This is a genomic window from Hymenobacter baengnokdamensis, from assembly GCF_008728635.1.
GTDB classification, from domain to species: Bacteria; Bacteroidota; Bacteroidia; order Cytophagales; family Hymenobacteraceae; genus Hymenobacter; species Hymenobacter baengnokdamensis.
Genome location: NZ_CP044285.1, coordinates 3,895,729 through 3,921,715, shown reverse-complemented (window position 1 = coordinate 3,921,715; position 25,987 = coordinate 3,895,729). Strand labels below are relative to the sequence as shown.

Genomic DNA, 25,987 nt, shown 5'->3' with positions numbered 1-25,987 from the left:
ATAGGTAAGTAGATTATTAGTCAAATTAGTTGGTGGCAGCAGGAGCAGTATATCCCCATTTCTGCTGCCACTTGGGGTATTCGCGGGTGAGCAGCTTTTCGGGCCAGGTGCCGGCATAGCCGTAGCCGGTGCGGCGCTCCACTTCGATATCGGCCAGCTGCGCATGCTTTCTGCTGTCGCGGCCCACGTAAATAGGCTGGTTGGTAGCCAGGTCATAAAAGCGGGCCCAGATGGTACTACCAGGCTCGGAAACCATCACCCGGTCGCGGCCTTTGGGCTCCCGGGGGTCGGCAACGTCTTTTATCGTCATATTCTCCAGCTTCGAAGCCTCAAACCAGGCAATGGCAGCGGTCACAGCGCGGCGTACCTCGGGCGTAGGCTGGTCGAGGCTCATCAGAAACTCGGTAATGCCCACCGACTCGGAGCCGCTGAGCGAAGCCAGCTCAAAGGCCCGCGCCTGGCAGGGCAGCAGCGTCAGGCGGTCGTGCTGGGCGCACCACACCGTGGGCTGGCCCCGGCGCACATATTGAGTTTTTACTATACACTGCACGCCGAGGCTTACCGCCCGCTGCGCCGGCGCTACCAGGGTGGGGTCGATTAGCGCAAAGGCACCTTTCTTTTCGGCTACTGCCTGCAGCACCCGCAGCGCATTTACCATCGCGTTGTCGTTGTAGGTAATCTGGGCGCGGTAAAGCCTGTCGTCGGGAAAATACTGCGGGAAACCTCCGCTGGGCTGCTGCATCTTCAGCAGGTAGCGAATACCTCGTTCAGCCGCTTCCCGATAAGCCGGATTGCCGGTTTGCTGAAAAGCCCCGACGAGGTAGTTGATTTCGCGGGTGGTGGCGTTGTTGTCGATGGTCGCATCGTCGCGGCCGTCATCGCGGCGGGCTGCCTGGAGGTCGGCCGTGCTCATGCGGTGGCGGTAGTCTACTTTGGCATTATCCACCGCTTTGGGCCAGCCCCCCACGCTACGCTGAAAGGCCAGCATCTTGTCGGCAGTAGTATCGGTCGGCTCACGATAAGCCGGCCCGGCTGGCCTATGACCGGCCAGGGCGGTAGTTGCCCACCCCATACTCATACCCAGGAAAAGAGCGACGGCCTTCATGGTGAAAAAGCACTTGCCGGGCAGCGAGCCTAAGCTCACTGCCCGGTAGGAGGTGATTAGTAGCCCGAGTTTTGAGTAAGCGCCGGGTCCACATCGATAGTCGATTGTGGAATGGGCAGCAGCTCTTTGCCAGCGCTGGGCACGTACTCAGCCGCCAGGCCGGTGCCGGTGCTGGGCGAGCCCATGTAGCTGCTGCCGCTGGGTTGTGTGTTGGCCACGTAGGAAGTCGTGATAGAAGCCCCCCAGCTGGCGCTAGTGGTACCGGCCGGAGCCGTTGCCGGGGCGGCTGCGTAGAAGGAGCGCGCGAATTGTAGTCCTCCCGTTACAGGTTTAAAATATATCGTAGCAGGTATGGTTACCGTTATCTGGCTGGGGCCATAGGGCACGGTACCGGCCTGCATCTGGGCAATCTTGGCTTTCACATCGGCCAGCTTGCTTGTGAATAGATTCCAGCGTAGCAGGTCATACTTGCGAATGCCTTCGCCTCCAAACTCGAGGTAGCGCTCATTTACCAGGGCATTAAAGAAGGCATCCTTGCTGGTGAGCGTGAGGCCTGCGGCAGCTTTGGCCGCATTGCCGGCAAAGGCCCGGGTGCGTACTTCGAGCAGCGCCTTCTGGGCGTCGGCGGTGGGGCCGTTCAACTCATTTTCGGCTTCGGCAAACAACAGCTCCACGTCGGCGAAGCGAATCAGCGGCCAGCTGTAGCCCAGGTAGTTGCTCGTGCCGGGCAGCGCCGGCACGCGCCATTCGCGCCGAAACTTCCCATCGGTGCCGTTGGCCAGAGTGGTAGCGGCGTAGGCGTTGGTATTGCTGATAGTGTAGAGCGTGATGGTAACGTCGCGGCGCACATCGGTCGAGTCGAAGGCGTAGAAGTAGGGCGGCGCAATGGTAATAGCGCCGCTCGAAGAGCCAAAGGTGGGAGACGCGCTCAGGCGGGGCCCGTCGTAATACCCCAGCTTGCTGTCGCTGGCCGAGCCCGAGCCACCCATGCCTACGGTCATCATCAGCTCGTTGGCTGCCTCGGTGCGCAGCTCGTTGATGCTCTTGAAGGTTTCCAGGAAGCTGCTGTTAAGCGTATGCTCCGAGCGGTGGTTCATGATATCGAGGCATTCCTGCCGGGCTATCTTATAGTAGTCGAGGTAGTCGGTGGGGCGCGTCATGACCAGGCCGTGCAGGGCATAGCCGCCGCGCTGCATCGCAATGCGAGCCCGCAGGGCCTTGATAGCCCCTTTGGTAAAGCGCTCATTGGTAACGCCGGCCGCCGAGCGCCAGGGCACCATCTTTTCGGCAATGGCCAGGTCGTCTATCAGGCGCTTAAGGGTAGCGTTGCGGTCTGAGTTGGGCAGGTTCACGTCCTGGCCCGTCACGGTCGGCGAAAACTGAGCCGGCACGTCGCCCCAGTTGCGCACCAGCTCCAGGTAGAACTGCGCGCGCAGGGCCAGGGCTTCGCCGTAGAGGCGGTGCATGGTGGCCGTGTCGGCGGCTACGCTACCATTGTAAGCAGGCGAGAGGGGCAGATTGGCGATGCAGATATTAGCCCGCTCCACGCCCTGGTACAGGCGGTTCCAGGGGTTGGTAATCTCGGTGTTGGTCGAAAACGTTTTGTAGCGCGCAATGCTGCGGCGGCCCCCATCGATGGGGCCGGCTGAGCCAATCAGCTCATCGCTATCATAGGGATAGTACTGAGAGATACGGTTGCCATAGCCCGCATCGCCGGCCAGCATGTTGTAGGTGCCGATGAGGGCCGACGTAGCCCCGGCCGCGGTGCTAAACGTAGCGTCGGTAGTATTAAGCGCAATAGGCTCGATTTCGAGGTAGTTCTTGCACGAGCCCAGCAGGCCCGCCGCGCCGGCTACTACCAGCGCCGAAGCGGCCAGCCGGCCGTACTTACCGGATTTAGAAGAAAATATAGACATGATGGGTGGGGAATTAAAGCGAGAGGTTAACACCGAACAGGAAGGCCTTGCTACGCGGATAAGCAGCGTAATCGACGCCCGGCGTCAGGGGCGTGGCGCGGCGGGTGTTCACCTCCGGGTCGTAGCCCGAGTAGCCCGTCAGGGTCGCCAGGTTGTTCATGGTTACGTAAAAGCGCAGCTGGTTCACCTTGGCGCGCTGAATCAGGCTTTTCGACAGGGAGTAACCCAGAGTGATGTTGTTGAGGCGCAGGAACGAGCCTTTCTCAATGTCTGACGATTGCAGGAAGAACTGGCGGCTGGGAGCTGCTACCGTCGCATTCTGGTTCAGGGCATTGAGGGCAGCGGGGTCGGTTACCAGTACGCCGTTGTTGTCGTAGCTGCGGTAGCGGCCGGCTTCCTCACCCAGCAGGTTGGTGAGGGGATAAGCTGCGGTAGTGAACTCTATCTTGTTGGCGTTGTAAATGTCGTTGCCGTATACAAAGTTCACGAAGATGCTGGCATCGAAGTTCTTATAGGTGAACTGCTGGTTCAGGCCGCCGGTTACCTTGGGGTTGGCATTGCCGATAACGGTGCGGTCGTTGTTGACGTCAACTACGCCGTCGCCGTTGAGGTCTTTCAGCTTTACCACGCCGGGGGCCAGCGAGGTGAGGCCGGTTACGCTCAGGTCGTTGGCTACGGGCTTGTCGGTGCGCAGCTTCCACACTTTGTTTACGGCGTCGTAGCCGCTGAAGTCGTCGGTGGTATAGAAGCCATCGCTCACGAAGCCGTACATCAGGCCTACCGGCTGGCCTACCCGCACTACGTAATCGGTAGGGATGGTAGAGGCGGTCCCGGCCCAGCCCGACGACAGGTAGAACTCGTTGAGGTTAGGGCCCAGGTCTTCGATGCGGTTGCGGTTGAGCGAGGCATTGGCCGTGGCCGACCAGGTAAAGTTTTGGGTCTGGATTACCGTGCCGCTCACCTGAAACTCCAGGCCCCGGTTGGAGGTACGCCCAATATTCTGGAGCTGGCTCGTGTAGCCGAGGAAGGCGGGCACCGGGCGGTTTACCAGCAGGTCGTCGGTGGTGTTGTAGTAGACGTCAGTCGTAAACTGCACGCGGTTGTTAAACATCGCCAGGTCGATACCCGCATCGCGCGAGGTAGTTACTTCCCATTGCAGGTTGGGGTTGGCCAGGCCAGTAGCGGTTGAGCCCAGCACCTGCTGGTGGTTGAGGTAGTATACCGCGCTGCCCGCCTGGAAGAGCTGCGAATACAGGAAGTCATTTATACGGTTGTTGCCGGCCTGGCCATAGCTCAGGCGCAGCTTGAGGTCCGATACGGGCTTCACATCCTGCATAAAGTTCTCTTTCGAGATGCGCCACGCAGCCGAAGCAGCCGGGAAAAAGCGGTGCTGGTTGTTGAAGCCCAGGAACTTAGAGGAACCGTCCTGGCGGCCGGTTAGCGTAAGCAGGTACTTGTCGTCGTACGAGTAGTTGGCCCGGCCAAAAAACGACAGCAGCGTGTAGTCGTTGGGAATGCTGGTAGTAGGCAGTACCGGCTGCGAGGTGGTACCGGCTGGCAGCACGCCCTGGTTGATGTTGGCCAGCGCCCGCTGGGCCGTAATATCGATGGGCAGGTAATTGGTTTGAATGTATTGCTGGCGCGTCTGCTGCTGATAAATTTCTTCACCTGCCAGCAGGTTCAGGGTGTGCTTCTCGTGCCGGAAGGTATAGTCCAGTACGTTCGAGTTGTTAAGGCTCGTTTGGGTAGCTGTGGTGATGGTAGCAAAAGGCAGGTTGTTATAACCACCCGATACCTGGCGGATAGTGGGCGAGTTGCGGCCGTTAAAGGTGCTCGTATTGAAGTCAGTGATGTCGATACCAGCCGTCGAGCGCAGCACCAGGTCCTTCGTGATATTGAGGGCCGCGTTAGCCGCCAGGTTCAGGGTCCGACGCTTGTCCGAGCGGTACTCGTCATTGATGGCTAGTACCGGGTTCACCAGGCTGGAGTTGTTGAAGAAGTCGGCGTCGAAGACGTTGGGGTCCAGGGCTGTGCTGTGGCTGGTGGCGGGCACCGCCAGCGGCACGTACTGAATGGTATTGCGCAGGCGCGAGGTAGTATTCGAGCCGGTTGGTACGGCCTGGCCGTTGGTAGCAGTGCCCACGGCCGCGCCGGTGCCCGCCCCCAGCGACTCCTGGCTGTTGAAGCGCGTGTTGAAGCCGAAGCGGAACTTATCGCTCACCTTATTGTCCATCCGGAAGTTCATCAGGTAGCGGTTGTAGCTGCTGCCCAGCTGAATGCCATCCTCGTTGTTTTTGGTGAGGCTCAGCGAGTAAGTCGTGCCTTTATTGCCGCCCGAAATCGACACGTTGTGCGTCTGCTGCATGGCATTACGGCCAAATACCTGCTTCTGCCAATCCAGGAATGGCGCGTTGCGGGCGCTGTCGAGGCGGGCGCTGTTGTAGTCGGTAGTACCGAAATAGCTCTTAAACGTGGAGAGGCCCCCGGTTGAGGTACCAATCTGGCTGGCCCGCTCATACTGATAGTTGACGTAGTCGGTCGGGTTAAGCACCGGCAGCATCTTGGTAATCTTGCGAATGCCGGTGAAGCCGCTGTAGGTTACCGTGGTGCGGCCTTCCTTGCCGCCTTTAGTGGTGATGATAACCACGCCGTTGGCACCGCGGGCGCCGTAGATGGCTGTGGCCGAAGCATCCTTCAGCACGTCTACCGAGGCTATGTCTTGGGGGGCAATAACGCCCAGCGCATTCTCTACCTGAATACCATCTACCACGTAAAGCGGCGTGTTATCCTGGGTGATGGAGTTACCCCCCCGCACCCGCACCTGGAAGCCCTGGTTGCCGGGGGTGCCGTCCGAGGCATTCAGCTGTACCCCGGCCAGGCGGCCCTGGAGGGCCTCCGCTGCCGAGTTTACCGGTATATCCTTTATCTGCTGGGCATTAACCGATGATACAGCTCCGGTTACATCGCGGCGCTGCACGGCCTGGTAGCCGATAACCACTACATCGTCGAGCGATTGCGTATCGGAAGTCAGGGTAACGTTAAAAGTAGTTTTATCGCCAACGGCTACCTCCTGGCTCACGTAGCCAATGAAGCTGAAGCGGAGCGTAGCCGATTTGCTATCGGTCGGAACGCTCAATGAAAAGCTGCCGTCGGCGCCGGTCGAAGCGCCAATAGTAGTGCCTTTCAGCACTACGGTTACGCCCGGCAGCGTTTCGCCGTCCGAGCCCTTAACTACGCCACTTACCTGGCGCGATTGGGCGAAGGCCAGGCCAATACTGCCGCAAAGCACCAGCCAAAGCATTAGAAGATGTTTTTTCATAAAAGAAGCAGCCAAAAACAGGGGGTGGGAAATTGAAAAAAATAAAAATTTAGCGGAGGTCCTGCAGGGCTACAGGGTCCATGTCGGTGTATTCGAGGTTTTCGCCGGCCATGCCCCAGATAAAAGCATAGGCCGTGCTGCCGCAGCCGGTGTGGATAGACCACGGCGGCGACAGAATAGCCTGCTCGTTGCTCACCCACAGCGGGCGGGTTTCCTGGGGCTCACCCAGCAGGTGCAGCACCCGCTGGCCCTGGGGCAGGTTGAAGTAGAGGTAGGCTTCCATGCGCCGGTCGTGCACGTGGCTGGGCATGGTGTTCCACACCGAGCCGGGCCTGAGCTGGGTCAGGCCCATCACGAGCTGGCAGCTGGCGATGCCTTCGGTATAGATGTACTTGTAGATAGTGCGCTCGTTGGCCGTTTCGCGGGCGCCCATCTCCACGGGCGTAGCCTCGGCCTGGGTGCGGCGGGTGGTTGGATACGCCTGGTGCGCCGGGGCCGACAGCAGGTAAAACTTGGCCGGATTGGCCGCGTCTACACTATGGAAGACGACCGACTGGCTGCCTTTGCCCACATATAGGCAATCCTGATTATTTAGGTCGTAGGCGGTGCCATCTACGATGATGCGGCCCGCGCCGCCCACGTTGAGGGCCCCCAACTCGCGGCGCTCCAGAAAGTACCGAGCCTTGAGGCTGGCCGGGCAGGGCAGGGGCAGCGAGGCATCAGCCGCGGGCTGCGCGCCGCCCACAATCATGCGGTCGTAGTGCGTGTACGTCAGCACTACTTCGCCAGGGGTGAAGATGGTTTCAATCAAAAAGTGCTCGCGCAAGCCGGCTGTATTCAGGCTGGCCGTTTCGCGCGGGCCGATAGCAAAGCGGGAAGTCATTTTTAATGGGTAATTTTTTAATGGTTAATGGGTAATTTTTAGTCAGTTGTGGCGCATGCAGACCAGACGACACTGACCAGTAAAAAATTAACCATTAAAATCTAGCGTCCCATCCAGCCGCCATCGACGGTGAGGATAGTGCCGTGCACGTAATCGCTGGCGGCCGAGGCCAGAAACACGGCTGGGCCCTGATAGTCGGCGGGAACGGCCCAGCGGCCGGCCGGAATCCGCTCCAGAATGGCGGCCGAGCGCTCAGCATCCTGGCGCAGGGCGGCCGTATTGTCGGTGGCCACGTAGCCCGGAGCAATGGCGTTCACATTCACGCCTTTGCCCGCCCACTCGTTGGCCAGGGCCTTCACCAGGCTGCCCACACCGCCTTTGCTGGCCGCGTAGCCCGGCACATTAATGCCGCCCTGAAAAGTGAGCAGCGAGGCCGTAAAGACAATCTTGCCCGAGCCCTGCTTCACCATTTGGCCGCCAATGGCGCGGGCCAGGCGGAACGGCGCGTCGAGGTTGATGCTGAGCACGGCATCCCAGTCTTCGTCGGAGTGCTCGGCGGCCGGAGCGCGGCGGATAATGCCGGCGTTATTAAACAGGATATCAATGACCGGAAAATCGGCCTGCACCTGCCGGATAAACCCCTGCAGCTGGTCGAGGTGCCCGAAGTCGGCCTGGTAGCCCTTAAACTCGCGGCCCAGGGCCCGTACCGCCTGCTCGGTTTCGCCGCCTTCGGGCATGTGCATGGAAACGGCGATGATGTCGGCCCCGGCCTCGGCCAGGCCAATGGCAATTGCCTGGCCAATGCCCCGGTCGGAGCCCGTAACGAGGGCACGCTTGCCAGACAGGCTGAAACGGGAGGAAAGGCTCATAATAAAGCGAGCGGGTTTAATTTTAAGAAGAAGAAAATGCCTGCTGCTGCAACCCCAGGGCAGTTTGCAGTGTCGAAGTTTAGCGCCTAAAGCGAACGCACTGGCTACTGGGGACCGTTTTTATTTGCGCAATCGTTATCGGCAACGTTTCCACGCGGCGGCGGCTGGCCCGGTTCACAAGCCCAATAGCTCGAAAACCTTCATTTAACCTTTATCTTTAGCCGCGAAAACCACCTGCTTTTCAGGCGTTGGTAATTGCATTTTAATTAGAATCAGTTTGGAAGCCGCTACTCTCAAAGATATTGCCCGGGAACTCAACATCTCTGTATCGACGGTGTCGCGGGCGTTGCGCGACAGCTACGAAATCAATCCCGAAACCAAGCGGCTCGTGATGGAGTGCGCTGCCCGCCTGCATTATCGCCCCAACCCCATTGCCCTGAGCCTGAAAGGCAGCAGCAGCAAGGCCATCGGTGTGATAGTGCCCCAGATTGCGAATTATTACTTTTCGCAGGCTATTAATGGGATTGAAGAGGTAGCAAACCAGCGGGGCTACGACGTGCTCATCTTCCAGACGCACGAGGCCTACGACCGGGAAGTGGCCAATTTGCGCCAGGCGCTGGCCCGCCGGGTCGATGGCCTGCTGATTTCGCTGAGCAGCGAAACCAACGACGTATCGCACCTGCAGGAATTGCAGCAGCAGGGCACGCCCATCGTGCAGTTCGACCGCGTGTCGGCGGCGCTGGATACGCCCCGCGTGGTGGCCGACAACTTTGGCGGGGCCTTTGCCGCTACCGAGCACCTGCTGCAGTCGGGCCGTCGGCGCATTGCCCACCTCACCATTCAGCCCTGGCTCAATATCACCCAGGAGCGCCTGGCGGGCTACCGGGCCGCGCTGGAAAAATACGGGGTACCCTACGACGAAACCCTGGTGCGCTTCGGCACTTTTGGCCCCGATGAGGTAGGCCCGCTCGTAGATGAGCTGCTGGCCCTGCAACCCCGGCCCGATGCCTTCTTTACGGCCAGCGACCGCCTGGCCGTGGGTTGCCTGGCCGCGCTGCGCCAGCGCCGCATCGGCATTCCCGATGACATATCACTTATCGGCTTCACCAACCTCACCGTGGCCGATATGCTCTCCCCTTCAATGAGCACAGTAGAGCAGCCGGCCAAAGAAATCGGGCAGGAAGCCGTGGGCCGCCTGCTCGACCTGATTGAGCAGAAGCACCGCGCCGCGCCGCCCGCCACGCTTACCATTCCCACTACAATGGTAGTGCGCGAGTCGTCATCGAGGCCGGCCGTAGTAGTCTAGAAATCACTAATCGAAGCAAAAAACAGGTGGGTTTAACAAACGTTGCCGGCAACGTTTGCATAAAAAAAAATCCCTTTTCGGTAGTAGGTAAGCGCATCCTGGTAGCAAATTGCAGGCATTATTCGTATTGGTGGCTGCCTTGCAGTACCTTTAATTTATTCACCCTCACTAATTTTTCATTAATGAAAAAGCAATTACTTTCTGCCCTATTGCTTACTGGCAGCCTGGCGGCCGGTACTATCAGCACCGCCGCGGCTCAAACGCCCGTATTCGCGTACTGGCCCCTTACCGTTAACAGCGCCGACAGCGCTGCTTTGCGCTCGGCTAATACTACCGTCAATGCGCACACGCTTCGCCACTTCGTGGTAGCCGATGGTGCCAACACAGTAACGTTATCGGGCGCAACCACCGCCACCACTATCAAGCCTTACTCTTCGGCTTTCGGCGAAGCCTTTGCTCCGTTGGCGGCTGGTGGGGGCTGGGGCACGTCGGCCGGCGGCCCGGGTGGCGCCCTCAAGCGTCCTTTTTCAGCCCAGTTTAGCGTAACCGCCCCTGCCGGCGGCGCAGGGCTGCGGGCCGATTCCCTCATTGTTACTTCAGGCTTTATCAGCACTTCCAGCAGTACAACGATGGGCGTAGTATACTCGAAAAGCGGTTTTGCCAGCGATTCGGCTGATGTGACGGGTAACAAGGGCCCCGGGGCTTTTGTCGCTACTACGGGCGGATTTGCCACTCCTATTACCCTGGCTCAGATTACTACTCTGCCTAATAAAACCAATACTTATCGCATTGCGCTCAATGGCACTACCGGTGTTACCATTGCGGCGGGGCAAACCCTCACCGTGCGCATCTATTTCAGCTGCTCGAGCAGCGGCGCTACCAGCCGCTATGCCACGCTACGCAATGTTATGCTGAAAAGCACCCAGGTGGCCCTTGCTACCCGTGCCGTAGCCAACACCAACCTCGGCGTGTACCCTAACCCTGCCCAGAGCCAGCTGACGGTTCCGCACACGGCGGCCAGCCGCGATGCGCAGGTGCTGGTGTATAATACTACGGGTGCCCGCATCTTCAGCCAGGCAGTGCAGCCCGGCTCGCTCGAAACTACAGTTAACCTCGACGCACTCGCCAAAGGTCTCTACCTGGTTGAGTACGCCGATGGCGGCCAGCGCAGCACGGCCCGCATCGTGAAAGACTAACTCCTTAGTCCACTTACGCTCAGGAGCGTAAGCAGCAAAAAGCGTCCCCGGCTACTAGCCGGGGACGCTTTTTGTATGAATAGCAGCTATGAAATAAGGCCTGGTGCTAGTGCCCGGCAGGGAGCCAGGGGGAAGGAGCGTTAAATATATTGCTTAATGAATATGTTTTGGCTTCCTTGGCCGTGAGCTGATGGGCCCACTTAACGCGGGCGCCAGGATTGGCGCCGGGGCCGGTAGACTGGTACTCGGCGTAGTAGGCCGTCTGCTCGTTGGCCGGGTCGCGCCAGTTATCCCAGCCGCCGGGCAGAATGTGCGCGCCCAGCTCGCAGCGCAGGTACACGGTGCGCGAGTGGGGCCGCCAGGGCCGGCCCAGAAACACTTTATGCGCGGCCGTATCGGCGGTGAGACGGCAGTCCATAAACACAAAGCCGTAGGCCTGCCGCTCGGTGGTGGCGGCCGCCGCGATGTAGGAGTTGCGCTTGCTGCGAATCTCGCAATGGTCAAACACGGCGGTAGCGGAGCCAAAAATAAAATCGGTAGTACCCTCGATATAGCAATCCTGATAATATTGGCGGCTGTTTTCCACCGCCGGGAAAAGCGTGTCCTGGTTGCCCAGCATGCGGCAGTGGCGGAAAATGGCGCGGTCACCATCGACGTGCAAAGCCACTGCCTGGCCCACGGGGCCGGCCGCGTTCTCAAACGTAATGTTCTCGGCGGTGAAGTCGTTGGCCTGCACCAGCACCGTCTGCGACGAGTAGGTATTGTGGCCGGCCGCATCGCCGGTATGGTCGGCTCCGGTAATAATAGTACCAACAGCGCTTTCGCCCACCAGCCGTATGTGCGTCTTGTGGGAGGGAATCAGCAGCTTTTCCCGGTATATACCGGGCTTAAGCTGAATAGTAACCATTACCTGCGATAAGTCACGCACGGCATTAACCGCCTCCTGAATGGTACGGTAGTCGCCGCTGCCATCCTGCGCTACGCGCATGAGCAGCACCTGGGGTGGTGGCGCCGGGCGCGCGGGCGGCATCCCCAGGCTACTGGCGGCAGGCGTAGTAGACTGGGCAAAGGCTGGCGTCAGCGGCAGCAGGCAGCCGGCCCAAAGCAGGCGACGGAGCATGAGTAAGGGCGTAAAACGAGCAATCAGGTAAAAAATAAACCTCCGTAAGTTGCAACTGCTATCAGGTTGGTCACCGCTGGCGCCGGGTAGTGGTTCTTGCCAAAAGCTGGCTACACTCTAGCTGGTGAGTTACTTAGGCCACTTGGGTTCCCAGCCACGCAGCACGGCGGTGCGCGTGTAGGCTTTGGCCTCATCTTTGGTGAGCTGGTGCGACCACGGCACGCGGGCGCTGGGGTTGGCACCCGGGCCGGTGGATTTGTACTCGGCGTAGTAAGCAGTTTGCTTGTTGCTGTCTTTGCCCCATTCGTCCCAGCCGCCGGGGCGCACGATGGCGCTCATGCTGCACTCCAGGTACACGGTTTTGGCATAGGGCCGCCAGGGCCGGCCCAGCGCATAGGAGCCGGCCGGGGCATCGCCGGTAAGCTGGCAATGATGAAATACGTAACCGTAGCGGGTGGTATCGGGGGTGGAAGCGGCGGTAAAGAAGCCGCCTTTTTTGCCTACCAGCTGGCAATTCTCAAACCAGGCTGTGCTGGAGCCGAAGATAAAATCGACGGTGCCTTCAATGTAGCAGTCCTCATACAACTGCCGGCTGCCGTAGCCATAGGTATAAAGCGTGTCCTGAAAGCCCAGAAAGCGGCAGTGGCGGAAGCTGCTGCGGTCGCCGCTCACCCACACCGCCACGGCCTGGCCCACCGGACCAGCCGAGTTTTCAAACGTAATATTCTCGGCCGAAAAGTCGTCGCCGTAGAGGTGAATGCTGCCGGAGCCCGACGTGCCGATATTTTTGCCAGTGGCCGGGTCGATGCGCTGGTTGTAGTCGTCGAAGGTAAGGATGGTACGGGCGGCGTCTTCGCCCACCAGACGCACGTGGTTTTTGCCCTTGGCAAGGGTCAGCTTTTCCTTATAGGTGCCCGGCTTTACCACGATGGTAAGCCACGTTGGGTTGGCATCGGGTACGGCGTCGAAGGCGGCCTGTACGGTCCGGTAATCGCCGCTGCCATCGGCCGCTACCACCAGGCGGCGGCTTTGGGCGTGCAGGCAGGTAGCGCTGGCCAGCAGGCCACACGTCAGCAAAGGGCGGAAAGAGAGCATAAAACGCAAAAATGGCTAAGCGCAGCAGAGCTGAAACAGCCGCCGGGCCGGGGGTATACTATAAAAAGAAAGCTGTTACCCAGCTGACTTGGGCACCTGCTGGCATGGCTAATTAACGGCCTGCTCGGGCTGCCAGCCGCGCAGCACCCGCTCGCGGGTGTAGAAGCTGGCCTGTTCGGGGGTGAGCTGGCGGCCCCAGGGCGCCCGCAGCTTGGGCGTAGCCCCGGGGCCGGTTGACTTAAACTCGGCAAAAAAAGTATCCTGCTTGTTGCTTTCCTTGCCCCAATGGTCCCAGCCGCGGGGGTTCACCACCGCATCGAGCACGCAGTTGAGCAGCACGGTTTTGGCAAAAGGCTTCCAGGGGCGAGCCAGGAAATAGGCGCTGGCCGCCGCATCGCCCGTAATATGGCAGCGCTGCAACACAAACCCATAACGCACGGTATCGGGGGTAGAGGGCGCCATCAGGCAAATGCCGCCGGGCTTGCAGAACACGGTGCAGTCTTCAAACAAGGCCGTGGCCGAACCCAGGATAGCATCGGTGCTGCCCTCAATATAGCAATTTTTGTATAATTGCCGGCTGCCGTAGCCATACGGGTACAGCGTATCGCGGAAACCCAGGAAGCGGCAGTTCTTAAACTGCGCCCGGTCGCCATAAACCCAGGCCGCTACCGCCTGCGAGCTTGCGCCGGCCGTATTTTGAATAGTCAGGTTCTCGGCCGCAAAATCAGTAGCGTACACGCGCAGCGTGGCCGAATTGGAAGTGCTGAGCGTGTCGCCGTTGACGAGGCGGCCCTTAAAGTCGTCAAATGTGAGCACAACGGCGGCAGGGTCCGAGCCCTCGCCGAGCAGTTTCACAAAGTCTTGCTTCTTGTTGAGCGTCAGCTTTTCATGGTAAGTGCCGCGCCGCACAAAAATGGTAAAGGGCGTATGGTTGCCCTTGGGAACGGCATCGAGGGCGGCCTGAATAGTGCGGTAGTTACCGGTGCCATCAGCCGATACCACCACCTGCCGCGATTGGGCCAGGGCCGTAGCCGAGCTGGCTGCGAACAGCCACAGAAGTATGAGTAACCTCATGGGAAAAAGAAAATAGGTGGGAAATGGAATGCTGGACGAGGGGTAGCGCCGGGCGCTGAGGCAGTGCGATAGGTGTAATCATAGCAGTCAGTATAAAGGATAGGCCACGCAAGATAAAACCGACGTGGGAGCCGACAAGTCAAAAAGAGCGAACGGTCTGGCGGGCCACGCCCAAGCCCGTAATCCCCAGCTCGACTACATCACCAGGGGCCAGAAAGCGGGGCGGCTTGCGACCGCTACCCACGCCGGCGGGCGTGCCCGTCGAAACAATATCGCCGGGCAGCAGCGTCATAAACTGGCTGATGTAGCTGATGAGGTAGGGCACCCCAAAGATGAGGTTGGCTGTGCTGCCGCTCTGGTAGGTTTCGCCGTTTACCTTCAGCCAGAGGCGCAGGTTGGCGGGGTCGGCCAGCTCATCGGGTGTAACCAGCCAGGGGCCCAGCGGCGCGAAGGTGTCGCAGCCCTTGCCTTTGTCCCAGGTGCCGCCGCGCTCCAGCTGATAGGCGCGCTCCGATACATCGTTGAGCAGCGCGTAGCCCGCCACGTAGTTTAGCGCATCGGCCTCATCTACGTAGGCCGCCCGCTTGCGGATAACGACTGCCAGCTCAACTTCCCAGTCGGTCTTAACCGAGTTTTTGGGCAAAATTATCGCATCGTTGGGGCCGGTCAGCGCCGAAGGGGCTTTTAGAAAGATAACGGGCTCGGTCGGCAGCGGCAGGCCCATTTCCTGGGCGTGGTCGGTGTAGTTGAGGCCGGCGCACACAATCTTGGATGGCCGCGCTACCGGCGGGCCCAGCCGCTGGGTTGCCGGTACGGGCAGCAGCAGCTCACGCTGCACATCCACGAAAGCGGCCAGGCGGCGCAAGCCATCGGTAGCAAAGAAGCGCTCATCGTAGTCTTCGGCGAAGTCGCTAACGTCGTAGTGCTGGCCGTCGAGAACGATGCCAGGTTTTTCGTGCCCAGGCTGGCCGTGGCGGATAAGAAGCATAAGAAAGGCAGTGAGCAGGTAGTAGTGAGCAGTGAACAGCTGGCAAAAGAACGTCAGACCAAGCGAAGGTCAACTGCCTTGCTCACCCAACTGGTGAGCTACTACCGCTCACGAGCTGCCCGCTGCTGCTCCGTAGGATGTTATCACGAGTCATTATATTCACTGTTCACTATCAACTGCACGCTGCTCACTACTACCTGCTCACTACTTCAGCAGCCAGCGGCCCAGGTCTTTGCCGGCCTGAAAGTTCTCGAACGAAGCCGGAATCTTGCGGCCGTCGGTGTATTCGTTGTACAGCCACGGGTCGCCGAGCGCAAACACGCGGCCTTTGCCCAGCTGCGCCGTGGCCATGATAACCTTGCCGTTGTTGGTTACCAGCGGCTGGGCCGGCGCTTGCAGCGCCAGTACTGCCAACTCCTTAATATACCCAATTTTAGCCTGCTTAAAAACGGCCGCGCCGCTCGTCAAGTCCACTCGGCCCTGCTCAAACTGGCTGCCCTGCACCATGTTCACGCTCTGGTCGGTAAACTGCACGCCGAAGTTGCGGGCCAGCTCATTAAAGTGCCGGATTTCGCAGTTGGCCGTGTCGTTGGCCAGTAGCACCAGCGTGCCCCCGGCACGCACCCAGTCGGTCACGACCTTGCTGTCGGCGGCCGAGATGTAGTGGGGCTGCGGGGTTTCCTTTTTGGTGTCGGGGTCCACTATTACGTACACGTTCAGCGCCTTGAGGCTGGCGGCGGTGGGCGCGGCGGGTACGGCTACCGTTTTGGCTCCCAGCTCGCGCAGCTCGTTGCCCCACAGCCAGAAGCCGCCGTGCGTGCGCTCTTCCCAGGTGTAGTGCCACTGCTCGGGCTGGCCGGTGAAGGCATTTTTGCGCAGCTCGTGGTTGAAGTAGTAGTCGAGGCCCACGGTTTTGCCCTGGCCCACGGCGTTTTCCTGGGCAATCTCCATCTCGGTGCTGGCCAGGATGAACGGCCCTACGCCCTTCAAATCGTTTTTGCGCAGCGGCTCGCTCAGGTAGTACTGAAAGGAGCCGTCGCGGTAGGGCTTGCCGCCCAGGCCGCCCACGCTCACTGTGCCGTTGAGGGCCAGCGCGCCGTTTTCGGTAGCTACGAAGGTCTTCAGAATGCCTTCGTAGCCTTTACGGGCCACGGCGGCGTATTTTTTATCGAGGTAGCCCAGGCGCACACCTTTTGCCAGCGCGTACACAAACATGCTGCTGCCCGAGGCTTCGGCGTAGTTGCCTTTCTCACTTTCGTGGCCCATTACCAGGCTCCAGGTACCGGTTTTGGCATCCTGGTACTTGGCCAGTACCGGGGCCAGGCGCTGCAAGTCTTTGATGAGGGCTGCACGGTTGGCATTGCCGGCCGGCAGATAGTCAAGGGTTTCGACCAGCGCCATGGCATACCAGCCAATGGCGCGGTCCCAGGCATTGGGCGACTGGCCGGTGGCTTTATTGGCCCATTGCTGCTCGCGGCTTTCGTCGTAGCCGTGGTAAAGCAGGCCGGTTTTGGGGTCCACAAGGTGCTTTTCGATGAGCGCAAACTGCTTGGCTACGTCGTCGAGGCCGGCCGCATCGCCGGTTAGTGCGCTGTACTCGGCGTAGAACGGCTCAGCCATGTACAGGCCATCGAGCCACATCTGGTTGGGATAGGTTTTTTTGTGCCAGAAACCCCCTTCCTTGGTGCGCGGCTGGCTGGCCAGCTGCTTGCGCAGGGTGGCGGCCGCCAGCCGGTACTTCTCATTGCCGGGCACCGACAGCTGGCTCAGCAGCAGCAGCGCCGGGCCGGTGGCAAGGTTATCGAGCTGGTATTCATCGGCCTTATACGTGCGGATGCTGCCATCCTTCTGCACAAACTGGTCGAGGTCTTTTTGAATATAGGTAAAATACCGGGCGTCGCCGGTGCGCTCCCACACGCGCTCCAGCGCCCGCAGCATGAGGCCCTGCTCGTAGTCCCAGCGCGCGGTTTTGCGGTTGCCGATAACGATAGAGTCGGGGTGCTGGGCAATGAAGGCATCGGCCATGCGCTGCGACATGGCGGCCGGGGCATTCTGGGCCGGAGCCAGCAGCGGCAGGGCCAGCGCAGCACTAAGGAGAAGACGAGCGGAAGAGGTCATGAGGGAATTTTGGGTTTCGTAACAATGGGGGCCGGGGGATGAGGCGCCCCGTTGGCAAAACAAAGCTTACTTCGCCGCCACCTGCACCACCTTTTTACCTACCTTATCGCCCAGCTCCAGGTCTTTTTTGGCGAGCTTGGTGTTGGTGTTGGTGAGGCGAATGTCCTGGCTGCGGTCGCCGCTCACGCGCAGCAGCAGGTTGGCCCCGCTGGGGTACTTAATGCCGTCGAGGCTGATGTTCTTGCTGTTCTGCACTTCCATTACCGGCTGGGTATTGGCCGTGAGCAGCGTCACGTTTTTGAGGCGGATGTTTTCGGCTTCCTGGCAAACCAGCCCTTTAGTAGCCTCAATCACAATGTTTTCGAGGTTAATATCCTTAATGGCCATCTCGGGCAGGCCGCGTACCAGAATCGCGGTTTCGGCCCCTTTGCAGGTTACGTTTTTGATGTAGAAGTGCTGGAACTGCGGCGTGCCCTCGTTCAGGGGCTGGGACGCGATGACGGGCGGCGCCACCGACTCGCCGGTCTGCGGCACCGGGTCCTTGGCCATATAGTACATATCGAATAGAATGGCCTGCCCGGCAATATCGGTCATGGTAATGCCATCAACCCAGATGTTTTCGACCATGCCGCCGCGGCCCCGCGCCGTTTTGAAGCGCAGCCCTACGTCGGTGCCCTGGAAGGTGCAGTTGCGCACTATCATGTTGCGCACGCCGCCCGACATTTCGGAGCCAATCACGAAGCCGCCGTGGGCGCTGTACACTTTGCAGTTCTGAATAAGAAAGTTTTCGGTAGGCACGCCGCGCTTACGGCCCTCGGCGTCGCGGCCCGATTTAATGCACAGCCCATCGTCGCCCACGCTGAACACGCAGTCATCGAGCACGCCGTTGCGGCACGATTCCACGTCGATGGCGTCGGTGTTCTGGCCATACCAGGGGTTGCGGGCCGTTACGCGGCGCACGGTCAGGTCCTGGCACAGCAAGGGGTGAATCGTCCAAGCCGGCGAGTTCTGAATGGTGAAGCCTTCGAGCAAAATCTGCTGGCAATCGGTAAGGCTCAGCATATTGGGCCGCAGAAAATCGCGAATATCATCGAAATCCTTGGGGTTGAGGCTTTTCCGGGGGGTGTTGGCAGCGGCCAGCATATTGCCCTTGAGCGAGCTGGCCGACGGATACCACGAGTCCTTTTTGTCGTTGAGCACGCCGCCGGTGGCCAGTAGCTTTTTCCACTCGCCCTCGTTGAGCTTACTTTTCTTTACCGGCCGCCAGCTGTCGCCGGCCCCGTCAAACGTGCCGTTGCCGGTGATAGCGATATTTTTCAGGCCCGTACCCGAAATCGGGGCCTGGCTGCGAATGGCTTCCTCGCCCTCCCAGGTGGTTTTGATGAGCGGATACTGCTGGTGGTCGGTGGTGAACTGCACGAGTGCGCCGGTGGACAGGTGCAGGTTTACGTTGTTCTGGAGCACGATGGGGCCCGTGAGCCACAGGCCCGCCGGCACCAGCACTGTGCCGCCGCCACTTTGGGCGCAGGCCACAATAGCTTGCTGAAACGCCTGCGTATTAAGCGTCTGGCCATCGGCCACGGCCCCGTATTTCTGAATATTGAACGTGTCGGCCTTGAACTTCACCTGCCGCACGGCGGGCAGAGTGGGCGGGGCCGGCTGCGCTACGGCTCCGCGGTTAGCCTGGGCCAGGGTAGGGGTGGTGTGCCAGGTGGCCAGCGCCAGCAAGGCGCCGGGAAGCAGCGAAAAGCGAATCATAGAAAAGCGGGTGGGAGAAAAGTGCAGCCCGGTGGCCGCAACCAGGCAATAAAGCGATTAATATAGTGAAAACCTTATGTAAAACGGGCTTTGGCAGCGGAATACTAGGGCCATTTGCCGGCATCTGCAAGCAAGGACGATGATTTATTTGCGCTATCGTTCCCGGCAACGTTACCGCCCCCGCATTTCCGGGTCGGAGGTTATCACTTCAGCCAAAGAGCCGGCCCAGGCGGCTGTAGGCAATGCTCCGCAAAGCCGGGCAGAATATCATCAGAATTAGCTCAAAGCAGCGAAAGCGGCCTTGTTTGCGTAGAGCGCAATTCAGTATTTTATCTTATCCTATGCGTTCCCTTTTCTCTTCACCCCGTACCCTTCTGCTTGGCCTGCTGCTGAGCAGTGCTACGCCCGTGCTGGCGCAGGTGCCCCTCAGGCCGGCCGCTACGGCCCCGGCCGATACTACCCATAAGTACGAAAACCCGCAGGGTGCGCCTACCGGCCTTAAAAAGCCTTTTCTGAAAAGCAAGGTTTTTAAAGCGGTAGCTATTCCGGCGGTGCTCATCGGCTACGGGGCTTATACGTTTAATGGGGGCGGCTTTTATACCAACCAGGACGCCCAGCGCGATATTCACCGCCTGTTTGCCAGCTCTACCACCCGCATCGCCGATGCGCTCATCTTCGTGCCGTATCTGGAGCTGGGCGCCGTTGAGCTGTTTGGGGTAGAGTCGCGCAATGACCGCGTCAATACCCTGCTCATTATTGCCAAGGGCGAAGCCATTATGCTGGGTAGTACGTTCCTGGTGAAGAAAGTAAGCCACGAGGAGCGGCCCGACGGCTCCGACAATCTCTCGTTTCCCTCGGGGCACACGGCCCAGGCGTTTCTGGCGGCCAGCATTGTGCACACCGAGTTTCGCGATAAAAGCCAGTGGTACGGCGTGGGGGCCTACGCCGTGGCCACCAGCGTGGCCGGCCTGCGCATGATTGTAAACAAGCACTGGCAAAGCGACGTGGTAGCCGGCGCGGGTTTCGGCATCTTGTCGGCTCACCTGGCATACCTCACGCACCGCAACCGCTGGGGCCGCAAATCCATCGGCCGCGATATCGGCATTATGCCCACCTACTACGGCAATACGCCGGGCCTGTGCTTTACCTGGCGGCCCAAGTAGCCAGCGCCGGGAAATAGCTTACTAGAAAAGGTCAGCCGGATACTGTAGTCCGGCTAACCTTTTTTTGCTAAATGAGGCAAATCGTCTGAATTAGAACGGTTGCCTGGTTCATATATAGTTGTTGAGCGTCTGGTGTAAGCAAGGTATCTTAAAGCCAGACGCAAAGTATTGCGTCTGTGCCCCCTATGGCTGGCAGCAGACCAGGGAGCAGCGGGTACGCGATTGGTCAAAAGCAGACAGACAACGACCTCTAGATGTCGTTTAGCCCCGGCAAGCCGAGCAAGCCAGCAGCGCGCCGCGCCACGGTTTTAATACCGGCCACATCCGGGCCGGTGATGGTCAGGTGGCCCATCTTGCGGCCTGGTCGCGCCTGCGCCTTGCCGTACAGGTGCAGGTGCAGGCCCGGCAGGCTCAGTACGCTGTGCCAGTCCGGCTCACGCGGTTGCCCGCTGGCGTCAAACCACACGTCGCCGAGCAGGTTGAGCATGATGGCCGGGGAATGCTGGCGCGGCTGCGGCAAGGGCAAGCCCGCCATAGCATGCACCTGCAGGTCAAACTGCGACGCGTCACAGGCGTCCAGGGTGTAGTGGCCGCTGTTGTGCGGGCGCGGAGCCATCTCGTTGACCACCAGGCCGCCGTGCTCACTGCCGTCGTCCACCACAAAAAACTCGACGCACAGCACCCCAACATAGCCAAGCTGCTGCGCTATGGCAACGGCGGCGTCACGGGCACTGGTTGCCAGGGCTGGCGGCATATTGCCCTCGTAGGCGTGGGTCACGGCCAAAATGCCCTCGACGTGCACGTTGCGCTGCGGGGCGAAGCTAACGACCTGCCCGTTCCAACCGCGTGCCACCAGCACCGAACACTCGGCGGTTAGCGTCAGCATCTTTTCCAGCACGCAAGCGGTGCCGCCCAGTTCGGCCCAGGCAGTGGCCAGCTCAGCGGCGGTCCTGACGCGGACCTGGCCCTTACCGTCGTAGCCCATGCGGGCGGTTTTCAGGATGCCCGGCAGCAAATCGGCCCGCTCGGCCTGGACGGCCTGCAACTGGGCCGGCGTTTCAATCACTACGTAGGGCGCGCAGCTCACTCCCGACACGTCGGCGCAGGCGGCAAAGTGGGCTTTTTCCGCGATGCGGTCCTGGGCAATTCCTACTGCGGCTGCCCCAGGCGCCACGGGCCGGGTCTGCGCCAGTGTTTGCAGGGCTTGGGCGGGCACGTTTTCAAACTCAGTGGTGATGGCCTGGCACAGGTGAGCCAGCCGAGCCAGACCAGCCGGGTCGTCGTAGGCGGTCTGGATGTGCTGGTGGCTCACCAGCCCGGCCGGACTTTGCGCGTCGGGCTCCAGTACGGCGGTGAAGTAACCCAGCCGCTGGGCGGCATGCACAAACATGCGGCCCAGCTGGCCGCCCCCCAGCACCCCCAGGGTGGCTCGCTGGCCAGCGGCGTCTGTACTGCCGGGGTAAATCGGGGTCATGGCGTCCTTGTGAATATCGGGGTTCATATCGGCAGCGTCATGGCGCGGGCGGCTTCGGTTTGTTCGATGCGAAAAGCCAGCAGCTTGGTGGCGAGGGCTGCGTCGTGCAGGGCCAGCAGGCTCACCGCGAACAGCGCGGCATTGGCCGCCCCGGCATTGCCGATAGCAAACGTGGCTACGGGAATTCCTTTGGGCATTTGCACGATGCTGTGCAGCGAGTCTACCCCTTGCAAATGGCGACTGGCCACCGGCACCCCCAGCACGGGCAGCGTGGTTTTGGCGGCCAGCATGCCCGGCAGGTGGGCAGCGCCACCAGCGCCAGCAATGATGACCTGCAAGCCGCGCGGGCCAGCTTGTTCGGCGTAGGCAAACAAGTCGTCGGGCATACGGTGGGCCGACACTACCCGCGCTTCGTGGGCCACGCCAAAATGCGTGAGCATCTGCACGGCATGCTGCATGGTGTCCCAGTCGCTGCTGGAGCCCATGACCACGCCGACCAGCGGCTTGGGAGTATCGGAGTTGAAAAGAGTACTCATAGGTAAGTAATTTTTATAGAACGTCATGCAGAGCGCGGCAAAGCATCTCGCCTGAGTGCGCTAGCAGGTCGTTGGACGAAGCGTCACTCCGTTCAGCATAACCGTCTTTTAATGTGTCGGACAGGCTATAGTTCTTCGCGCTCCAGCAGGATTTCCGTACCTAAAATTACCAGGTCTACCCGGCCTTTCAGCGTCTGGTCGATAAAGGGCGTGTTCTGGGATTTGGATTTCATAAACTCCCGCGTAAAGGTTGTTTCGGCTTCGGTGTCGAACAAAACGCAGTCGGCGGACTGGCCAACTGCGATGCTGGGCACCGGCAGGCTCATCAGGCGCCGGGGCTCGGCCGAGTAGCGCTTCACTACCAGGTCCCACCCGAATTTGCCGGGCGCCACGAAGAAGTGATGGAGCGAGACGAGGGCCGTATCCAGGCCGGTGATGCCGTTGGGCGCGCTGATGAAATCCTGGGCTTTTTCGAACGGCGTGTGCGGCGCGTGGTCGGTGGCAATAAGGTCGAAGACGCCTGCGATGAGGCCTTCAAGCAGCGCGTCGCAATCGGCCTGCGTGCGCAGCGGTGGGTTCATCTTATAGTTGGTGTCGTAGTCGCCGATGTGCTCGTCAGTAAAGAGCAGGTGGTGCGGGGCCACTTCGGCTGTCACCTTCACATCGCCGCGCGATTTCCACCAGCGGATGGTTTCCATACCGAGCTTGCTGGACACGTGCTGGATATGCACATGCGCGCCCGCCGCCCGGGCCAGGCGGATGTCGCGGTCGATAATGATTTCCTCCGCGCACGCCGGCGAGCCCTTGATGCCGAGCCGGTAGCTCATCACGCCTTCGTTGAGGGCGCGCGGCCCGGCCAGCTCCGGCACCTCGCAGTGGCTGGCGAAAAACATCCCAAATTCGGTGGCGTACTGCATCGCCCGCAGCAGCACCGCCGGGTCGTTGGTGGTGTCGCCGTCGTCGGTGAGCATCTTCACCCCAAGGCCGCGCATGCCCTCGATTTCGGCCAGCTCCTTGCCCTCGCGGTTTTTGGTAACGCAGCCGGAGGTGTACACCGGAATGCGCGACCGGTCCTTCGCATTTTCCAGCACGGTGGCTACGGTAGTCGCCGAGTCGAGGGCCGGGCGGGTATTGGGCATCATTACCACGCCGGTAATGCCGCCGTTGATGGCCGCTTCGCTGCCCGTGGTAATGGTTTCCTTGTTCTCAAACCCGGGGGCGCGGAAATGGACGTGGGCATCAAACATGCCCGGCAGAAGGACGCGGCCCCGCGCGTCGATGACGCGGGCGCCCTCGGGAATGGGCAGTTTGCTGCCGATATCCTGAATTTTTCCTTCCACAATCAGGACATCGCTCTCAAGAAGCACGGGTGAATTTTCGGAGGCGATGCGGGCATTTTGTAGGAGAAGCATGAAGTGATAAGTAGTATAAACCGCCAGGGTTATGGAAGATGTAAAGAAGAGATAGCGTTAGCCAGCACGGCCGGTGCCTAGGGAATAAGTAGCGCTGAGCCAGTCCGCTGCCGCGCGACATACGATTCCTGCTTTGGGAACTCTCCGCCCGGTGTGAGCCAGTCGAGCACGGCCATGCGAATGGAGATGCCGTTTTCGACCTGGTTGGTAATCAGGCAGCGCTCGTAGTCCATCACGGCGTCGCACAGCTCAACCCCCCGGTTCACGGGGCCGGGGTGCATGATGTAGAGGCCGCGGTCACGGATTTCCGCCAGCCGGGTGTTGGTGATGCCGTAGACGCGGTGGTATTCGCGGACGCTGGGGAAAAACTGCACGTCCTGGCGCTCCAGCTGCACCCGCAGCAGATACACCACATCGGGCGCCCAGGCCATGGCCGCCTCGTAGTCGGTGAAGCGGCGGATGCTTTCCGGCACGTACTTGGGCACCAGCGAGCCCGGCCCGAGGTAAGCGACCTCGACACCCAGCTTTTGCAGCAGCGTGCTGGTAGAGCGCGCCACGCGGGAGTGCAGAATATCGCCGATGATGAGGACTTTTATGCCCCTGGGGTCGGGAAATTTCTCCCGGATGGTGAAGGCGTCCAGCAGAGCCTGGGTCGGGTGCTCGTGCGCCCCGTCACCGGCATTGATGACCGACGCCGTGGTTTGGCGGGCAATCATGCCGGGCAGGCCGGGATGACTATGGCGAACAACGATATAGTCGGTGCGCATAGCCTGGAGCGTCTCAATCGTCTCGCGCACCGACTCGCCCTTGGTGATGGAAGAGTGGGCGACGTCGAAATTCGTGACCTCCGCCGAGAGGCGCTTGGCCGCGACCTCAAAGGAGGAGTGCGTCCGGGTGCTGGCCTCGTAAAACAGCATGAGCACGGACTTGCCCTCAAGGGCGGGGATTTTTTTCACCGAGTGGGTGAAGAGTTTTTTAAACGACGTGGATTGGTCGAGCAAAAACTCGATTTCCTCCCGGTGGAGGGAGGCAATGTCGAGCAGGTCTTTACGTGCCATACCGAAGTGGAGGAAAATGAGGTTGACTAGCTAAATCGGACAATGTGAAGTCTTATCTGCCGCTACCCCGCCTGCGGGTAGCCTGGCTGGCGGCGCGGTGGCTGCCAAACTCAGCGGACATAAAAAAACCGTTTCGGAATCCGAAACGGTGGCGGGGCAACAATCAGAAAAAAGAACGGAAATGCCAAAGGCAAAATCGGGAAAACCGATGGTGACGAAGACCTTCCGGTCCATTCGCGGTTCCCAGCCGAGGAGGGTCCCGCGCTTCATCAACAAGTTTTTCGGTTGAAGCACGATGCAAAATTACGGCATTGTTATGCCCGCCCATTCATTGGCAATGTTAATTTTTTTCGCACTGCTTTCCTCAAATTTTATTTTCAATCTAACGAGTTGAACGACGCACTTTTTGTCATTCTTTTCGCCATCAAGAAAATTATGGCTCGCGTAACTGCTTGCTTTGCAAGCACAATCCAGCTTAACTTTAGCTTTTTATTCCGCAGCTCAATTGGGGCGGGATGCTACTCTCCGGCGGCAAGCTGCCCACAAGGGCTTAGGCAAAAGCCGGTTGTCCTTGTGAGCGCAGCGCGGCAATCGCCCCAGAACGGTACCGCACGCCTTGTTTGGGCAATCGCTTCGCGTTACTCGCAAGGACAAATCCTCTTGCATAAGGCCTTTATACGTGCAACGTAGGTTGAGCCTGGTGATAATAAGTTTCAGAAAGCAATTCTATTTGGTATAATATTATATTATATAAATATTATATAGGTAATCCTGCTTCATATTTGAGCCTCGCTCCTGATTTTCCACAGATTTGGCTCGTTTTTTCGTAAGCTATTAGTAACGCAGCTTACCAAGCTGTTAGTAACGCAGCTTATCGATGAAGATACTTTTAGTTGAGGATGAGCCGGCTTTGCGCTCCACGCTGATAGAGGCGCTGCGACAGGGAGGCTACGTAGTGGAGGTAGCGGCCGATTTTGCGCAGGCGTATGAGAAAGTCAAGCTTTATCGCTACGACTGCGTGCTGCTCGACCTGACCCTGCCCGACGGCAATGGCCTCGACCTGCTGCGGGCCCTTAAGGCCGAGAGCTCAACTACCGGCGTGCTCGTTATTTCAGCCCGCAACGGCCTCGACGACCGCGTGGCGGGCCTCGACCTGGGCGCCGATGATTACCTGGCCAAGCCTTTTCACCTTTCCGAGCTCAATGCCCGCCTGCGGGCCATTATCCGGCGGCGGCGCTTTCAGGGGCAAAACCACCTGGTTTTTCGCGACCTGGTAGTGTGGCCCGAGCAGGCCGAGGTGCAGGTAAACGGTGAAGCCCTGACGCTCACGCGCAAGGAGTATGACCTGCTGCTTTACCTGCTGGCCAACCCCGGCCGGGTGCTTACCAAGGAAGCTATTGCCGAGCACCTATGCGGCGATTCAGTCGATGCCGCCGATTCGTTCGACTTTATCTACACGCACCTGAAAAACCTGCGCAAGAAGCTTCAGGAAAAAGGAGCGGAGAATTATATTCGTACCATGTACGGCGTGGGCTACAAGCTAAGCGCGGAGTGATTTTTGAATGGGTAATGGGCAGCAGGCAATGGGTAGTGCCGT

19 protein-coding genes are annotated in these 25,987 nt (G+C 59.8%); 4 read left to right on the top strand and 15 right to left on the bottom strand.

All coding sequences use genetic code 11. The features are described 5' to 3' along the window. Positions 1-25: 25 nt before the first annotated feature. From pelA to F6X24_RS16745, 5 genes are all read right to left on the bottom strand, one after another. A complete protein-coding gene (gene pelA / locus F6X24_RS16765; protein WP_229725188.1) occupies positions 26-1,105 on the bottom strand; it encodes a pectate lyase in 1,080 nt (359 codons plus the stop codon). A 56-nt stretch (positions 1,106-1,161) separates the two neighbouring features. Next, a complete protein-coding gene (locus tag F6X24_RS16760; protein WP_151089097.1) occupies positions 1,162-3,021 on the bottom strand; it encodes a RagB/SusD family nutrient uptake outer membrane protein in 1,860 nt (619 codons plus the stop codon). A 13-nt stretch (positions 3,022-3,034) separates the two neighbouring features. Continuing rightward, entirely contained in the window at positions 3,035-6,340 is a 3,306-nt protein-coding gene (locus tag F6X24_RS16755) for a SusC/RagA family TonB-linked outer membrane protein (protein WP_151089096.1), read from the bottom strand. Positions 6,341-6,389: 49 nt separating this feature from the next. Then, positions 6,390-7,223 (bottom strand): 5-dehydro-4-deoxy-D-glucuronate isomerase, encoded by an 834-nt coding sequence (kduI, locus tag F6X24_RS16750; protein ID WP_151089095.1) that lies wholly within the window; start codon positions 7,221-7,223, stop codon positions 6,390-6,392. A gap of 101 nt (positions 7,224-7,324) precedes the next feature. Further along, positions 7,325-8,092 carry an SDR family oxidoreductase gene (locus F6X24_RS16745; RefSeq protein WP_151089094.1) on the bottom strand — a complete coding sequence of 256 codons (768 nt, stop codon included), beginning with the start codon at positions 8,090-8,092 and terminating at the stop codon, positions 7,325-7,327. Between the two features lie 277 nt (positions 8,093-8,369). Here F6X24_RS16745 and F6X24_RS16740 point away from each other — a divergent pair, with 277 nt between their 5' ends. After that, complete coding sequence (locus F6X24_RS16740) at positions 8,370-9,398, top strand: LacI family DNA-binding transcriptional regulator (RefSeq protein WP_151089093.1); 1,029 nt, start codon at positions 8,370-8,372, stop codon at positions 9,396-9,398. A gap of 182 nt (positions 9,399-9,580) precedes the next feature. After that, positions 9,581-10,594: a T9SS type A sorting domain-containing protein gene (locus tag F6X24_RS16735; protein ID WP_151089092.1), complete on the top strand. Its 1,014-nt coding sequence runs from the start codon at positions 9,581-9,583 to the stop codon at positions 10,592-10,594. A 106-nt stretch (positions 10,595-10,700) separates the two neighbouring features. Here F6X24_RS16735 and F6X24_RS16730 read toward each other — a convergent pair whose 3' ends face one another. From F6X24_RS16730 to F6X24_RS16705, 6 genes are all read right to left on the bottom strand, one after another. Further along, the gene (locus tag F6X24_RS16730) at positions 10,701-11,714 is read right to left on the bottom strand and encodes a pectinesterase family protein (protein ID WP_151089091.1); all 1,014 of its coding nucleotides are present in this window, start codon (positions 11,712-11,714) and stop codon (positions 10,701-10,703) included. A gap of 129 nt (positions 11,715-11,843) precedes the next feature. Next, positions 11,844-12,809 (bottom strand): pectinesterase family protein, encoded by a 966-nt coding sequence (locus tag F6X24_RS16725; protein WP_191906366.1) that lies wholly within the window; start codon positions 12,807-12,809, stop codon positions 11,844-11,846. 108 nt (positions 12,810-12,917) lie between these two features. Continuing rightward, positions 12,918-13,883, bottom strand: a complete 966-nt coding sequence (locus F6X24_RS16720) for a pectinesterase family protein (RefSeq protein WP_151089089.1) — start codon at positions 13,881-13,883, stop codon at positions 12,918-12,920. A 139-nt stretch (positions 13,884-14,022) separates the two neighbouring features. Further along, on the bottom strand, positions 14,023-14,871 hold the full coding sequence (locus F6X24_RS16715) for a fumarylacetoacetate hydrolase family protein (protein WP_151089088.1): 849 nt from the start codon (positions 14,869-14,871) through the stop codon (positions 14,023-14,025). A 204-nt stretch (positions 14,872-15,075) separates the two neighbouring features. Continuing rightward, positions 15,076-16,989 carry a glycoside hydrolase family 88 protein gene (locus tag F6X24_RS16710; RefSeq protein WP_394349934.1) on the bottom strand — a complete coding sequence of 638 codons (1,914 nt, stop codon included), beginning with the start codon at positions 16,987-16,989 and terminating at the stop codon, positions 15,076-15,078. Between the two features lie 66 nt (positions 16,990-17,055). Continuing rightward, entirely contained in the window at positions 17,056-18,747 is a 1,692-nt protein-coding gene (locus tag F6X24_RS16705; RefSeq protein ID WP_151089087.1) for a glycoside hydrolase family 28 protein, read from the bottom strand. Between the two features lie 341 nt (positions 18,748-19,088). Between F6X24_RS16705 and F6X24_RS16700 the strand changes: the two genes are divergently transcribed. Then, positions 19,089-19,910, top strand: a complete 822-nt coding sequence (locus F6X24_RS16700; protein WP_191906365.1) for a phosphatase PAP2 family protein — start codon at positions 19,089-19,091, stop codon at positions 19,908-19,910. Between the two features lie 250 nt (positions 19,911-20,160). On the opposite strand, the gene F6X24_RS16695 is transcribed toward F6X24_RS16700, so the two are convergent. From F6X24_RS16695 to F6X24_RS16680, 4 genes are all read right to left on the bottom strand, one after another. After that, the gene (locus F6X24_RS16695) at positions 20,161-21,411 is read right to left on the bottom strand and encodes a 5-(carboxyamino)imidazole ribonucleotide synthase (RefSeq protein WP_229725186.1); all 1,251 of its coding nucleotides are present in this window, start codon (positions 21,409-21,411) and stop codon (positions 20,161-20,163) included. After that, positions 21,408-21,920, bottom strand: a complete 513-nt coding sequence (purE, locus tag F6X24_RS16690) for a 5-(carboxyamino)imidazole ribonucleotide mutase (RefSeq protein WP_151089085.1) — start codon at positions 21,918-21,920, stop codon at positions 21,408-21,410. The genes F6X24_RS16695 and purE overlap by 4 nt, the downstream gene beginning before the upstream one ends. Before the next feature lie 125 nt (positions 21,921-22,045). Next, the gene (locus tag F6X24_RS16685) at positions 22,046-23,332 is read right to left on the bottom strand and encodes a dihydroorotase (RefSeq protein ID WP_151089084.1); all 1,287 of its coding nucleotides are present in this window, start codon (positions 23,330-23,332) and stop codon (positions 22,046-22,048) included. Between the two features lie 77 nt (positions 23,333-23,409). After that, positions 23,410-24,390 (bottom strand): aspartate carbamoyltransferase catalytic subunit, encoded by a 981-nt coding sequence (locus tag F6X24_RS16680; protein ID WP_151089083.1) that lies wholly within the window; start codon positions 24,388-24,390, stop codon positions 23,410-23,412. Positions 24,391-25,267: 877 nt separating this feature from the next. Here F6X24_RS16680 and F6X24_RS16675 point away from each other — a divergent pair. Beyond that, positions 25,268-25,945 carry a response regulator transcription factor gene (locus F6X24_RS16675; RefSeq protein WP_151089082.1) on the top strand — a complete coding sequence of 226 codons (678 nt, stop codon included), beginning with the start codon at positions 25,268-25,270 and terminating at the stop codon, positions 25,943-25,945. Positions 25,946-25,987 lie beyond the last annotated feature (42 nt).